Annotated in this window: 11 protein-coding genes; 7 read left to right on the top strand and 4 right to left on the bottom strand. The window is 43.7% G+C overall.

Going from position 1 to position 15,106, the window contains the following annotated elements; genetic code table 11:
- Nucleotides 1–72: 72 nt before the first annotated feature.
- The 3 genes from R7P72_RS12100 to R7P72_RS12090 all read left to right on the top strand — a co-directional run bounded on the left by R7P72_RS12100 (nucleotide 73) and on the right by R7P72_RS12090 (nucleotide 5,816).
- Complete coding sequence (locus tag R7P72_RS12100; protein WP_104980108.1) at nucleotides 73–2,253, top strand: TonB-dependent receptor; 2,181 nt, start codon at nucleotides 73–75, stop codon at nucleotides 2,251–2,253.
- A 264-nt stretch (nucleotides 2,254–2,517) separates the two neighbouring features.
- Nucleotides 2,518–4,128 (top strand): ATP-binding cassette domain-containing protein, encoded by a 1,611-nt coding sequence (locus R7P72_RS12095; protein WP_005375287.1) that lies wholly within the window; start codon nucleotides 2,518–2,520, stop codon nucleotides 4,126–4,128.
- Nucleotides 4,125–5,816, top strand: coding sequence for an ABC transporter ATP-binding protein (locus R7P72_RS12090; protein WP_005375285.1), 1,692 nt, complete (start codon nucleotides 4,125–4,127; stop codon nucleotides 5,814–5,816). The genes R7P72_RS12095 and R7P72_RS12090 overlap by 4 nt, the downstream gene beginning before the upstream one ends.
- 204 nt (nucleotides 5,817–6,020) lie before the next feature.
- On the opposite strand, the gene R7P72_RS12085 is transcribed toward R7P72_RS12090, so the two are convergent.
- The gene (locus R7P72_RS12085) at nucleotides 6,021–6,809 is read right to left on the bottom strand and encodes an AraC family transcriptional regulator (protein ID WP_213906923.1); all 789 of its coding nucleotides are present in this window, start codon (nucleotides 6,807–6,809) and stop codon (nucleotides 6,021–6,023) included.
- Between the two features lie 98 nt (nucleotides 6,810–6,907).
- Here R7P72_RS12085 and R7P72_RS12080 point away from each other — a divergent pair, with 98 nt between their 5' ends.
- The 3 genes from R7P72_RS12080 to R7P72_RS12070 all read left to right on the top strand — a co-directional run bounded on the left by R7P72_RS12080 (nucleotide 6,908) and on the right by R7P72_RS12070 (nucleotide 8,861).
- A complete protein-coding gene (locus tag R7P72_RS12080) occupies nucleotides 6,908–7,813 on the top strand; it encodes a DMT family transporter (protein WP_213906924.1) in 906 nt (301 codons plus the stop codon).
- A gap of 145 nt (nucleotides 7,814–7,958) precedes the next feature.
- Entirely contained in the window at nucleotides 7,959–8,444 is a 486-nt protein-coding gene (locus tag R7P72_RS12075; RefSeq protein WP_005375279.1) for an acyl-CoA thioesterase, read from the top strand.
- Nucleotides 8,445–8,615: 171 nt separating this feature from the next.
- Entirely contained in the window at nucleotides 8,616–8,861 is a 246-nt protein-coding gene (locus tag R7P72_RS12070; protein ID WP_005375277.1) for a hypothetical protein, read from the top strand.
- 367 nt (nucleotides 8,862–9,228) lie between these two features.
- Here the strand turns inward: R7P72_RS12070 and malG are convergent, their stop codons facing one another.
- The 3 genes from malG to malE form a co-directional block, all read right to left on the bottom strand.
- The gene (malG, locus tag R7P72_RS12065) at nucleotides 9,229–10,119 is read right to left on the bottom strand and encodes a maltose ABC transporter permease MalG (RefSeq protein WP_005375275.1); all 891 of its coding nucleotides are present in this window, start codon (nucleotides 10,117–10,119) and stop codon (nucleotides 9,229–9,231) included.
- A gap of 12 nt (nucleotides 10,120–10,131) precedes the next feature.
- Complete coding sequence (gene malF / locus R7P72_RS12060) at nucleotides 10,132–11,706, bottom strand: maltose ABC transporter permease MalF (RefSeq protein ID WP_005375273.1); 1,575 nt, start codon at nucleotides 11,704–11,706, stop codon at nucleotides 10,132–10,134.
- A 79-nt stretch (nucleotides 11,707–11,785) separates the two neighbouring features.
- Nucleotides 11,786–12,964, bottom strand: coding sequence for a maltose/maltodextrin ABC transporter substrate-binding protein MalE (malE, locus tag R7P72_RS12055; RefSeq protein ID WP_005375272.1), 1,179 nt, complete (start codon nucleotides 12,962–12,964; stop codon nucleotides 11,786–11,788).
- 672 nt (nucleotides 12,965–13,636) lie between these two features.
- Between malE and malK the strand changes: the two genes are divergently transcribed.
- Nucleotides 13,637–14,755: a maltose/maltodextrin ABC transporter ATP-binding protein MalK gene (gene malK / locus R7P72_RS12050; RefSeq protein ID WP_005375271.1), complete on the top strand. Its 1,119-nt coding sequence runs from the start codon at nucleotides 13,637–13,639 to the stop codon at nucleotides 14,753–14,755.
- Nucleotides 14,756–15,106: the final 351 nt, after the last annotated feature.

Here is a 15,106-nt window from a genome sequence, read left to right as displayed (position 1 = left end):
CTTAAGTAATTCAACACTCAATCGACGTCAGAACGGATGTGAGCTAGCCCAAACAAAGAAAAGGAATCTATAATGACTCATGACTATCATCAGATAGCGATGGACTCTTCACAGAAAAACAAACCAAGCCCATGTCATATCGCCCTCTTTATTTCACTTCAATTTAGTACTTTTGTCGTACCAATTAGTATCGCTCAAGCTGAAGAAGTCGTAGATGAATCAATGACAGTTTATGGTGAAGCAAACAGAGTTTATGCCGCTGGCAAAGTTTCTCACGCGAGTAATATAGGAATGCTTGGCGACAAAAACTTCATGGAAACGCCTTTCAATACGATTGGATACACAGAAAAACACATTCAAGACCAACAAGCACGCGATATCTCAGATGTAATCTCAGCTTCTGATCCCTCTGTTTTCACCAGCGGTGAAACCGGCTTAAACAAAGAAAGTTTCAAAATAAGAGGTTTCAACTCAGACATTAGCGACGTTATGCTTAATGGATTGTATGGTATCGCTCCTTATTACCGAACCTCTCCTGAAATGTATCAACGTATTGATGTACTTAAAGGTCCTGCTTCTTTGCTCAACGGTATGCCACCGAATGGATCTGTTGGTGGCACCATCAACTTAGTGACAAAAAGAGCACAAGAAACACCAATCACATCTTTCACCGGCAGCTACTTATCGGACACTCAATTCGGAGGACATATCGATATTGGACGTCGCTTTGGTACAAATGAAGAATTTGGTATTCGTTTCAACGGTGCATTTAAAGATGGAGACACCGCGATAAACAACCAAAGCAACAAAACTCAACTTGCATCATTAAGCCTTGATTGGCGTAATGACATTGCTTTCCTTGAAGCAGATTTTTACTACAGTACAGAGCGAGTTGAAGGTGCAAACCGTGGGTTAAGCATCGCTTCTGGTCTCAAAATCCCATCACCTCCTCCATCTGACACATTATTGACGCCAAGTTGGGCCTACAATGATAGCGAAGATAAAGGGATGATGATTCGCGGGGAGCTAAGCGTTAGTGACTCTGTAACTGTATACAGCGCATTGGGTGGTAGCCGTACAGATTTTCATTCAAATGTACCGCAACGAATCAAAATCATCGATAACGAGGGTAACCTAGAGGTATCTCTCGGATCAGTTAAGCTTGAGAACAAACGGACTTCAGGTGAGATAGGTGTTCGTAGCAACTTTGACACTGGCCCAGTAGAACACCACCTTGTACTGAATAGTACTTACTTTAGAGAAGATAAAAATGATTCTCCAACAGGTAATAATAATCCAGCCCCTTGGAACTCGAATATTTATGATCCTGTTTGGGGACCAGAAAATTCAGTTTACGACAACTACTATGGTTTACCTATCGATTCAACTCAGGTCAGCTATGGCATTGCCGATACGTTATCTTTTGTTGATGGGAAATACCAAATCACGCTCGGCTTGCGTTACCAGAGCATTGATTATGAATCTGGAATAATAATGAACGGAATGTCGCTTCCTACCACCAAGTTTAAGGAAAGTACTTACACTCCCGCACTTGCAGCATTATACAAAGTTTCGAGCTCAGTTTCGCTTTATGGTAACTACACCGAAGGCTTAACGAATGGGAAAACAGCAGGCTCTAGCGCTGCAAACGCAGGAGAGGCTTTTGAACCCCAAAAAACCAAACAGACTGAAGCAGGCGTGAAGCTTGACCTGGACGGCTTTGCTCATACGTTCAGTTTATTTGAGATTAAAAAGCCAAATGGGTACCAAGATCCGGATACCAACATTTTTTCTTTCGGTGGTGAACAGCGCAATCGCGGTATTGAATGGGGGTTCTACGGCACACTATCAAAGGACTATACACTCATCGGTGGTATCGCCTATACAGATGCAGAGATTACAAAAGCAACAGATGTGACAGAAGAGGGGAAACAAGCAACTAAGCTACCCGATTTACAAGCTAAACTCGCATTAGAATGGAACCTCCCTGCGATGCGTGATCTCACGCTTATCGGCCAAGCGAACTATATGTCTGAACAATACATTGATGCACAAAACACTCAGGCATTACCTGCACAGACTATTCTTGATCTTGGCGCACGCTACAACTCAAAAATTGCTGAAACAAGCGTGGTTTGGCGCCTTAGCGTAAACAATGTACTGGATGAAGATTACTGGACAACCACCCACTATGCGGACCTAGCTCTTGGCGCACCACGTACAGTGATGCTGTCAGCTACTGCGGATTTCTAATCCCTCAACCTCCCCTTTAGCCTGCCTTCTAAGGGGGACTTACTCCCATTTGGCTATTCATGAAAATTCACAACAAATCAAAGGAAGTACTCATCTTCAACATTCAAGCAGACAAAGAGCTCGCAACACCTACGGCCAAAGTTAATTCAAAACATAATCCATCAACGTCCACTTCCATAGGCTTTATATGAAAAACGATAAGAGCTCAATATGCTCTACCACGTTCTCCTTATTTTCGCTTGATAGGCTAGATAAGGTGACAATATGATAAGTAAAATCAGCCAACATTACGTTACGCCTAGCTTAATGCCAGCCTTAAAGCCATCGATTAAGAAGCTTGCTTTGGGAACGTTTTGTGAAGCACTTGCCGCTGTGGCAAAAGTTGGTGCACTGCTATGCTTGATAAACCTTATCGATAAATTTGCAAACCAATGGATTTACGGTGCCATAGGACTTTGGGCGGCTAGCGCACTTGCCTCATCAGTGGGCTCGTGGTTAGTTCATGATGCCGAGTCGCAGTTTTCCACTCGATTACGTCGCCAAGTTGCTCAGCACTTGACGCGCTTGCCAAGCAAGACCATCTCTCAATATGGTGATAATCAACTGCGTCGCATAGTTTCCGAAGACATCAGCACGCTTCACCACATGGTTGCGCATTTGCCTTCAGAACTCGTGACATTCATTGTCGTACCCGCAACTTCTATTTTTATCATGTTGAATCTCACAGGTCCGGTAGCGATGCTTACTCTGCTCCCTGGTCTAATTGCATCATTGTACTACCTACTCTTTTTACCTAGGTTCGCCGCTAAACATGGCAAAGAGCGCATGACAATAATGGGTGATATCGTTACCGCAGTAAACGACTACACAAGAGGTATCCGAGTAAATCGAATTTACGGCACGCAAGCAGGAGCACTCGACAGCTATAATGATGCCACAAGACGCTTTACTCACGGCATAGTGAAATGGGTTGGTAGCGTTGCCCTTCCAGCAGCAATTGCTACCGCATTACTTCAAGCGGTTTCGACTTTCGCAATGGCCTATACCATTGGCTATGAATTAAGTCCCGTGGCAATGGCGTCGCTATTCTTTTTTGGTTTGGCCGTCGTATCACCCGCACTGAAGCTTGGCCATGGATTGGACTACGTTAACGCAGGAAAGAATGCTGCAAAGAACATCAGCGACTTTTTACAGCAACCACAAATAGAAAGTGGCAGTTTGAGCGCGGGAGAAAAACCGCTATCACTACAAGCATCAAATATCGTAGTGGCTAATGGAACTGTTAATATTATTGATAACTTCTCCCACTACTTCCCACGGGGTTCATTTACAGCCATCATGGGGCCTAGCGGAGCAGGCAAAAGTACGTTACTACGTCTATTAGCAGGTCAAGAAACACCTCTTTCAGGCTTCGTTACCTTAGGAGGCAATCAACTGTCTAAACTCTCTGAGATATCCCGATACTCCGCCATACGCTATGTACCCCAAGATATCGGTGTACTCAAAACTACCATTAGGCAGAATTTGAAACTATCAACGCCAAGTTCAAGTGACGACGAGCTGAACCAAGCTTTGCAACAAGCTCAATTAAAGATTGACCTCAATTCTGATGCAAGCGTGCTTTCAGGAGGCGAGCAACAACGTGTCGCAATAGCTAACACATTTCTAACTCAAGCCAACGTTCTATTACTGGATGAACCAACCAGTGCTCTCGATAAAAATACGGCCTTCACTGTGATCAGAAATCTCGCGAAGTTTGCGAAAACACAAGACAAGATATTGATCATAATTACTCACGACTCAGAACTCGCGAAACTTGCAGACACTACATTGATGCTCAACAGAAAGGCTCAACGACAGGATGAAGAAGTATGACGGCTCACAATACCCTCTATTCCAATTCGACAATTCCACAAAGTGCAAAGCACCGTCTATATCGAGTCGCTATAGGTTGGGGACTAGTTGCATTATTTGAGGCAACGGCTTACACATTTCTTGCAATATCTATTGTCGAACAAGCTTCACCATTGAACGTCATAATAGCTGCTGTTCTAACTGTGATAGTTACCGTTATTGTAACTCGTTCTGGATTTCTCTCTGGTGCGAAACTGGCTGGGGATCTTTATTCATCAGTAGGTCATTCGCTCAGTAAAGCAAAGTTAGCTTGGTTTAATGATCAGCATAGAACTCAGCTCACCCAACTAGCAGAACGAGGAATACCTGGCTTTATGGCCATTCCTGCTCATCAGCTACAAACATTTTTACACGCTCCAATGTTACCCATATTTTTAATTATCGGTATTGGGGTCGTTGGAGGAGGTGAAATTGCACTACTCAGTGCCGTATTGTTACTAGTTGCACTGCTCGTTCAGTACAAGGCGCAAAGATACCTAAGTCGCTCAGATAGCGACCGACATGACGCAGAGCTTCAAGCGACTAAATCAACACTTGAGCTCATAGATAACCTTGAGTTACTTCGCTCAACAGCGGGGCCTGAGCGCTCAATCGAGCGTATTGAACAGAGTTGGCACGCACAAGAAGAAGCTCATTCAACTATTAATCGTAACGCTTCTATCGCAACCTTAGTATCAGGATTGGCAACGATTTTACCCCTTGCAGGTATCGCCATCTATCTCGTCTTAGAGCCGATTACTCAACCCTTATTAGTCTTGGCTTTATTGATATTGATTACCCGTGCAGCTGCACCTTTGGGTGAACTCGCGTTGGCAGGCTTTGCGATTAACGACGTAAAATCCTCAATTAAAAATTACGCTCAGTTAACGAATGTCCCTGTTCTGCCTGAGCCTAATCCTCAATTTGCAACCTCCCCCAAAAACCATAAGTTCGAACTGAACCTTGTGGGCCATTTAGATCTCTTTGAAGATGCTAGCACGGAGATCAAACAAGGTGATACCGTCGTCATCAATGGAGTCAGTGGCAGTGGCAAAAGCACTTTACTGGGCCTGTTTCTAAGGTTTGATGATCCTGACCAAGGTCTTATTTCGCTCGGAGGGATAGATCTAAAGAGTATCCCTTATGACGTGCTCACCCAGCATATAGCCTATGTTGCTCAAGAACCGGTCATTTTTACTGGCACATTGGCGGATAACATTCGGTTAGGTAATCCCAATGCAAGTGATTATGAAGTTGAGAGCTTTGCAAGACACGCACAATTGGACAAACTTATTGACTCATCTCCTAAAGGAATACATCAAACAGTAGGACAAAGAGGCTCAGGGTTGTCAGGAGGTGAAAGACAGAGAGTCGCAATTGCGCGAGCTCTCATTAAAAAGGCGCCAATCCTCATTTTCGACGAAGCGACGGCAGCATTAGACGAAGCAACCGAAAAAAGTATTGCTCAACATATTCAAACATTGAACTCGACCGTGATTATTGTGACGCATCGCGATCAGAATATATGGTCACCCACATTGGAACTCACGATTGAGGGTAGAAGAGTTATAGTTGCACAGTACAACTCTACTTCCTTGAAAAGTAGGGACAAATTGGCGGCTGAAGAAACTAATAACAATCAATACTTAAATCTAAGCGGTGTCAATTGAGTTTTTTGTCACTTTAGCAAATTGTATCATCTAAAGAATCTTACAGGCATGTTGTAAAGCAATAATAATAAAGCGAATTCTCAAGGTTATAATTCTGACTCAATCTGACACAAGATAGACGTAAGTCTTTCCAATACCATCAGCTTTTCGAGTCGGTCATCATACAGCGCATTGTCAATTTTGTTAAAAATAGACTCTACACTTTTACAACAATCGATTCTTGTATTGCTCCGGTGTCATGCCGGAGTATTTCTTGAACATCGCGATAAAAGGGCTAGCTTGGTTATAACCTAACGTCAGAGCGACTTCTTTCACAGTCTGCCCTTTACGCAGCAACTCCATAGAATGTAAATATCGCACACGTAAGCGCCACTCAGTAAAGCTCATGCCTAACTCACTCTGGCAATGTCTCGCTAACGTGCGTTCAGTGGTGTGCACTTTTTCTGCCCATTCCGCCAAACTGATCTCATCCGTCGGCGATTCTTCTACTGCTTTTAAAATCGGTTCAAGATACTTATTGTCGGTAGTCGGTAAAAAGTGATGTTCGACTTCTTGCTTTGCAAGCTGGTCCAATAACACTTGTACCAAGCGCTTGTCTTCATCAGTTTGCGCCACGTTAATGTCTCGCTGACGAAAGTCCTCAATAATAGATGACACGATTGGAGTCACTTTGATCAAGCTCGTTTTGGTAGGAAAATGCGCTGTCAATTCAGGGGCAATGTTCAAAGAACAATATTCGATTGGCTTACGGTTGTAGCTAGTGTGACGAATTCCGGCGGGAACCCAAATAGCAAGATGTGGAGGTGCTAGAAATCTTGTGTCTTCTGCATCCATCTCAAGAATCCCACCGCTGATCAGTTGCACTTGCCCCCAAGGGTGGCTATGAATTCGTGTTTCTGTATTAGAGAGAAACGCTTCGAAATTCATAAATACATCTGATGGCGCACGATCTATTGATAAGGAGGGGTGAAGATTTCTGTCGCTCTTTTTCAAAATTGTCTTCCTATCGCTTACGATGTCTTTTAAGAGATACTTTTTATTATAAAGACCTGCCAGACTAGCGCCATCAATAATTGTGCTATAGGGTTCTCATGATTTATTTACTTCCGTTTTTCACCGTTATGATTTGGGGTGGTAACTCAATTGTGAACAAGATGGCAGCAAGCGCCATTGAACCAAGTGCGATGAGTTTCTACCGTTGGTTTGTCGCAATGGTACTCCTAACGCCATTTTGCCTGCCTGCAATCATCAAACAACGACACATTATTCGACCTTACTTAGCTAAGTTGGCGTTTCTTGCGTTACTTGGTATGGTTCTCAACCAGTCACTTGGATACTATGCCGGTTTAACAACAACGGCCTCTAATATGGCTCTGATCACCTCTTTAGTTCCTTTGCTCAGTGTGTTTTTAAGTGTCCCATTGCTCGGTAAATCTATATCAATGTTAAGTATCGTCGGTGGTGTCATTTCGCTCGGCGGCTTGGCATTTATGCTTGGTCACGGTGATATCACTTACTTTTTACATCAAGACTTAACGCAAGGTGACAGCTTAATGCTCGTTGCTGCCATGGTATACGCGGCTTATTGTGTTCTGCTAAAACGCTGGAAAATGCCATTCAGTAGTTTGACTCTGGTTTACATGCAGGGCTTCTTTTCTGTTTTGATGCTCACACCACTTTGGCTCTCTAGTGAGCAACTGTTACCAAGCCAAGACGCGCTACCATTAATCGCTTATGCTGGTATTGCTGCTTCCATTTTCGCGCCGCTGATGTGGGTCAAAGCGATTGATTCAATTGGTGCTGATTCAAGTGCTATGTTCATGAACCTAATGCCTGTGGTTTCCGTCATACTTGCTTCAACACTAATTGGTGAGAAAATTTACGCTTACCATATTATTGGTGGGTTGTTAGTCATCTCTGGCGTTATCCTGTCGCAAATAAAAGTAAGACAGAGAAAACCATTGTCCAATTCTGAGGTTGCCTCTACCGCCAATTAACATCTACACCCCAAGCCACAGAACTACGCTGTGGCTTGTCACTTCCAGCGTTCGAATAAAAGTTAATATTTTGTTTCATTCGCTATTCCCGAAAATTCATCTTGCTGCTAAATTGGGAAAACAATAACCCATCAAGGAAAGACAGATGAGCAGTGGTCAAAGAGACATTACCCTTCGCTTTTTAGCAGAACCCAGCGACGTAAATTTTGGCGGAAAAGTGCACGGCGGCGCCGTAATGAAATGGATCGACTTGGCAGCGTACGCCTGTTCTGCAGCGTGGAGTGGTAAATATTGCATTACCGCATATGCTGGCGGCATTCGGTTTGTTGCTCCGATTCATGTCGGCAACTTAGTCGAAGTTAGCGCGAAAGTCATTTATACCGGACGAAGCTCAATGCACATTGCGATTGACGTGCAAGCTAGTGATCCAAAGCAAATGAAAAACAGACTCACCACTCACTGTATCGTTATCATGGTTGCTGTAGATGAAAACGGAAAACCAACCGATGTACCGAAATGGATTCCAGAGTCAGATGAAGACAAAGCCTTAGAGCAATCCGCTATCCGTCTTATGAACATGCGTAAAGAGATTGGGGAAGAAATGGAAGCACACGTTAAATACCTCAAGTAACTGGCATCCGTTAAGAACGCTATTAAGTACCTCAACGTTACCTAGACCCAGAGTGTGGAGCAACATCATGGTTTTGCCATTTGTTTCACGCTCGCCCTTCTCTGTCATAAATCCTTCACCTAGCTTTGCTTAAATCCATCCATTATTTTAGAGTTGGATAGAGTTTGGATCTTGAGACTAAAAGAAACGACCTTAAGTGAAGAGACGTTGACCAATTTAAAAGCGGTCGAGTACCAGTGGGTGAGAACCATGTACGTCGAGGGGTATAACGAAACAGAAATTAATCATTACATTCAAACTTGCTTTGGCGGTGACGTTACCTTTGCTAATCTATTTCGTCGCGTCGCACTGCAGCAAGAAAGTTTGTACACGCTGCTTCAATACGTTGGATGCGCACCTTCCAGCCGAGAGTTTTAATCTCTTCCTTCCCTACCTCAATTTAGCTTTTTACTAAGCTCTAGTTATTTATGTGAAGTGCTACGCAGGGCATTATTCAAGCCCTGTGTAATCCATTGCAAAGCCGCTAATCTCTATCTACTTATTGCACAATTGCCTTTAACAGGCATAAAAAAACCTGAGTCTAAACTCAGGTTATGGTTACAAAAACTGTTAGTGATTGAATCGTAAGGAACTAAGCTAACAGCCAGCTATGCGTAACGCCAATAAAAGCCAAGATATTACTGATCGGCGGCCAAACCAAAATTGTAATATCCGTGCTAAGTATAAGGGCGACCATGTGGTCGCCCTTTTCTAGTTATTCTTATCAATCTCAGACCACAAGAGATTATCCTTTCACACCACCAGCGGTTAGACCACCAACCAACCAGCGCTGCGCAAGTAAGAATACGGCAGTGATTGGCACTGCTGAAAGTACAGCAGCTGCGGCAAAGTCACCCCACAAGTAGTTTTGTGGATATAGGTATTGCTGCATACCCACTGCAAGTGTGTACGAGTCTACATCAGAAAGCAGTAGTGACGCTACAGGAACTTCACCAATTACCATGATGAACGACAATATGAAGACTACCGCTAGGATTGGCACAGACAGTGGCAGCAATACCAAACGGAATGCTTGCCATGGTGTAGCACCATCAAGAGCCGCCGCTTCTTCTAGAGACGAGTCAATACTTTCGAAGTAGCCTTTAATGGTCCAAACGTGCAGTGCGATACCACCTAAGTAAGCGAAGATCAGACCGCCATGCGTGTTCAGACCAAGGAAAGGAATGTACTGACCCAGTTTGTCGAACAACGCGTACAGAGCAACCAGTGCCAACACCGCAGGGAACATCTGGAAGATCATCATCGCTTTAAGAATGGTGTTCTTACCTTTGAACTTCATACGAGCAAACGCGTAAGCCGATGTGGTTGATAGCGCCACGATTAGGATTGCAGAAATACCACCCACTTTTACCGAGTTCCACAACCATGTCATTACTGGGAATGGTGGCGGTGTAACTGTACCGTCTGGATTAGTCACCGAGAAACCTAATGCCAATTTCCAGTGATCAAGTGTTGGGTTGTCTGGGATCAGGCTACCCGTTGCAAAGTTACCTTCACGGAATGAAATCGCGATGATCATCAGTAAAGGGAAAATAATCAGTGCCAAGAATGCCCACATTGCAATATGAGTAGCCCAAACACGATACTTTAATGACTTACCTTGTACCATTGCCATTGTAATTTCTCCTTAGTCCTGAGCTACTTTAGTTACGCGTAGGTTGATAAGTGCCAATGCGCCAACCAATAGGAAGATAAGCGTTGCTACTGCACTTGCTAGACCGAAGTCTTGACCACCAGCACCTTCGAATGCGATTCGGTAGGTGTAACTTACTAGCAGGTCGGTGTAACCCGCAGGCTCTGATGTACCAATCATGTTTGGACCACCGCCAGTCAACAACTGGATAAGTACGAAGTTGTTGAAGTTAAATGCAAAACTCGCGATCAACAATGGTGTTAACGGCTTCAACATCATTGGTAGTGTGATACGTGTGAAGTTCGTGACAAAGTTCGCACCATCAATTGCTGATGCTTCATATAAATCGTCTGGAATCGCTTTTAGTAAGCCCATACACAAAATCATCATGTAAGGGAAACCAAGCCAAGTGTTAACAATTAAGATCATGGTTTTCGCCATGAACGGATCAGAGAACCAAGCCGGGCTAATGCCGAATAAGCCTTCCAACAACATGTTGATCTCACCAAAGCTTTGGTTAAACAAACCTTTAAAGATCAAGATAGAAATAAACGCCGGAACTGCATAAGGCAGGATTAGCAACAAACGGTAAACTGAGCGACCTTTAAGTGCTTCCCACTGAACCACACTGGCAAGGACAAGACCAATAACAAGCGTAAACAATACGGTTAGCGCAGAGAAAACAATGGTCCAGATAAAGATACTGATAAACGGCTCTTTGATACCATCATCTTTCCAAACACGCTCAAAATTGTGGGTACCAATGTTCACCACGAAACCTGGTGACACTGTGCTACCAACAAATTGACCATTTTCATCGACAGGCTGGTAGTAACCTACTTCCATATTTGGACGTAGCGTTTCTTCAGTCCGGTTGTTGTAAAGCGTTTCACCATCTTCTTGTAATGTGTACAAAGGTACAACTGCAGCAAATTTGCGCAGCCCACTCATGCGGATATCATCACCACTTGGCAAATGTAAATCGACACTGCTCAACGCACTGCGGTTCTTAACAATCGCCTTGATTGATTCTTTTTCACCCGTTACTTCTTCAATTGGTGAAAGATCAAACTCCGATGCTGAAAGGTTATCAAGCTGAAAAGTCGGGCTTGCAAGTAGCTCACCATCTTTTTCAACCACAAGTTGATGGCCTTGCTCCGTTTTATACAAAGTGAACGGGTAGCTATCACCACTTTGGTAAGTTCGGTCCAAAAGTACGTTCTGAGCGCGATCAAAAGAGAGTTGGTTCTTCGCGCTATAGTTGGTAAACGCCAAACCTATGGTGTACGCCAAAGGAAAAAGAATGAAAAGGATCATCCCTGCTATACCAGGGTAGATGTAACGGTGTGCGTACGTCTTTTTGCTACCAAAGATGAACAACGCTAAAGCGGTAAGAATGAGCGTAAGTAGTGCAAACGCAATCTCACCGCGAGAATACATAAGGATTGTTGCGTAGCCATTGATGATGCCGACTGTGCCTAAAAGTGACCATTTCATGAACACTTTTTTGCTGCTCGGAAGGCTGGCTTCTGGTGCTGTCATAGCATTTGTACCTTGAACTGACTGCATAGGGAACCTGCTAGCGAATATAGAATAAATATAGAAAAGTAAGGAGGAGTTGCCTCCTCCTTAAAAAGGTCTTACTTAATTATTTAGTCATTTGTTTTTCTGCATCTGCAAGAGCTGCATCGACAGTTTGACGACCGTCAACTACGTTGATGATTGCGTTCTTAGCCGCACCCCAGAATGCGTTCATTTGAGGGATATTTGGCATGATTTCGCCGTTCATCGCATTGTCCATTGTTGCTGCGATACGAGTATCTGAATCAAGCTCACGTTGGAACGAGTTAAGTGCTACCGCACCTAGAGGCTTATCGTTGTTAACCATACGTAGGCCATCGTTTGTTAGTAGGTAGTTCTCAATGAACTCAACTGCTAGGTCTTTGTTTGGAGACGCAGTGCTGATACCAGCCGTTAGAACACCAACGAATGGCTTAGAAGATTGACCTTGGAACTTAGGTAGCGTAGTCACGCCGTAGTTAACGCCTGACTTCTCAATGTTGCCCCAAGACCATGGACCGTTAATCGTCATCGCTGTTTTGCCTTGGTTGAACGCAGACTCAGACACGGAGTAATCCATATCCGCAGAGATTACGCCTTTATCAACTAAGCCTTTTACGAAGCTCATTGCGTCTTTAACGCCTTCTTTCGCGATACCAGCGTCTTTAACATCGTAACCTTCAGAAGTGTATTTGAACGCGTAGCCGCCATCAGCCGCCATTAGTGGCCAAGTGAAGTACGGTTCTTTTAGGTTCCACATGATTGCAGACTTGCCGTCTTTTTTAAGTTTTGCATCTAATGCTGCAACCTCTTCCCAAGACTTTGGTGGGTTTGGAACTAGGTCTTTGTTGTAGATTAGAGATAGAGACTCAACCGCAACTGGATAGCCGATCAATTTGCCGTCGTAACGTACTGCATCCCAAGCGAAATCAACGATACCTTCTTGAATATTCTTAGAAGGTTTAATTTCTGCTAGCAGGCCAGCTTCTGCGTAACCACCGAAACGGTCGTGAGCCCAGAATACGATATCAGGACCGTCGCCAGTCGCTGCAGTTTGAGGGAATTTGTCTTGAAGGCCATCTGGGTGAGCCACAGTCACTTTAATGCCTGTGTCTTCTTCAAATTTCTTACCAACTTCAGCAAGGCCGTTGTAGCCTTTATCACCGTTGATCCAGATAGTAAGTTGTCCTTCTTCGATGGCAGCATTAGCACCAAAAGAACCCAAAGCAACAAGAGTACCTAGTGCTACAGCGCTTAACTTTTTCATGTTCGTATCCTTTTTATATTTTTGATGTAGGGCTAGTCCATTGAGGTTCAGCCGTATTTCGACATATATCATCTGAAATAATCCAATATGTCTCATCCTCCTAATCCCTACGCCCTTACAATTATGACGTATTTTCGTGATCTAAATCGCCAAGGGTAAGAGACTCAAATCACAAAATGGATAGTTCCTGTGATCGGTTTCAACTTTAGGTGGTGCAATAATGTGATTTCCGACCAACTGCTTTCTTCCTCCTCCTTTTTTACTCCTCCCTTTCTACTCCCCCTACAATTATTTCTATTAGGAGGATGTCGCACTACGCACAATCTTAGAAACTGCAGTCATCCAAGAGTGGATGGTAAGAACCCTTTCCCAGCAGTGCCTACGTATTAGGAAAAAGATTTGCTGGTTTTGCATTGCCAGACGAGTGGAATGTCATTATTAGTGTTGTTTGTGGTAATTATTTCACGGGGGAGACAATACGAATAATGTGGGGGAGAGAAACTCGTACTTGGCTATGATGGGTAGCACTTCTATTCAGGACATTTTATTGAAGTGCTACCCTACTTTTCTTACCAACCGCAAGAACTTACCGATTCCTACTGTTACTGCTCGCTAGATAATTCATATAATGATGAGCGGTGAATAATAAAAAATTGATCGAGGACGAGCTACATGGCGAGTGTCACGTTAAAAAATGTTTGTAAAGCGTATGGCGACGTACTGATTTCTAAGAACGTAGACCTAACAATCAACGAAGGTGAATTTGTTGTTTTCGTAGGTCCATCAGGTTGTGGTAAATCTACCCTTTTACGTTGTATTGCCGGTCTTGAAGACATTACTTCAGGTGATTTGTATATTGGTGACCAGCGCATGAATGACGTCGAACCATCCAAACGTGGTGTTGGTATGGTATTCCAGTCTTACGCTCTTTACCCGCACCTTAACTTATATGACAACATGTCATTTGGCTTGAAACTAGCAAAAGCAGACAAAGCAGAAATCGACAAGCGTGTTGAACAAGCAGCAGAAATCCTACAACTAGGCCACTTGCTTGAGCGCCAACCAAAAGCACTTTCTGGTGGACAGCGTCAACGTGTGGCGATTGGCCGAACATTGGTATCGCAGCCAAATGTATTCCTTCTAGACGAGCCACTATCAAACTTGGATGCGGCACTGCGTGTAAACATGCGTGCACAAATTACTAAGCTACAACGCCAACTTGGTTGTACCATGATCTACGTAACGCACGATCAGGTAGAAGCGATGACAATGGCAGATAAAATCGTTGTACTAGACGGCGGTTATGTATCGCAAGTTGGTAAGCCGCTTGAGCTTTACCATTACCCACAAAACCGCTTTGTAGCTGGCTTTATCGGTTCTCCGAAAATGAACTTCATGAGCGTGTTCATTGATGAAGTAGAAGCAGAGCGCGTCAAAGTTCAACTATCTAACGGCGTATCTTTCTGGATTCCGGTGGATGGTACAACAGTTAACCGCGGCGACCGAATGTCTTTAGGCATTCGCCCTGAGCACCTATTATCCGCTTCTGAAGCTGATGCAAGTATTCACGGTGAAGTGATGATTGTTGAGAAGCTAGGTAACGAAACTCAAGTATACCTAAATCTAGAAGGCGCGGACGCCGACGTTATTTTCCGTCAGCCGGACACGCTTGCAGTCGACACTGGCGATAAAATCGAGATCGGTATTCCAGCTCATCGTTGTCACCTGTTCCACAGTGATGGTCGCGCATGCCGCCGCCTATACAAAGAAAACGGCGTAGAAGTCGAATAGTTCATTCGTCCTTACTCAAAAATCCCTCTCACTTGAGAGGGATTTTTTTATCTTAATAAATATCAGCAATTCGATACTAAATCATTAATCGTGAACGAATCAAATCACCCGTTTCTTCTACCCTCACATAAACCATTGTCTTTGTACTGATACTTCATTTTTAATACTTTTCCTCATCCCTCATAAGTAAGTACCAGCTTTTTCCTAACCCGCCAAACTTAGCCAAAGGGCTAAATATCATTCTTATTTCCACTTACCTCAACAACGCAAATTTTTACACTTATCAACGAAATTACACGTGACAAAAAACTCAGCAGCATTCCACAGAATGCTCTGTGCACTAACTACTAA

This window comes from Vibrio sp. Vb0888 (assembly GCF_033338835.1).
Classification (GTDB): Bacteria; Pseudomonadota; Gammaproteobacteria; order Enterobacterales; family Vibrionaceae; genus Vibrio; species Vibrio alginolyticus.
This window is presented reverse-complemented; position numbering and strand designations above follow the sequence as displayed.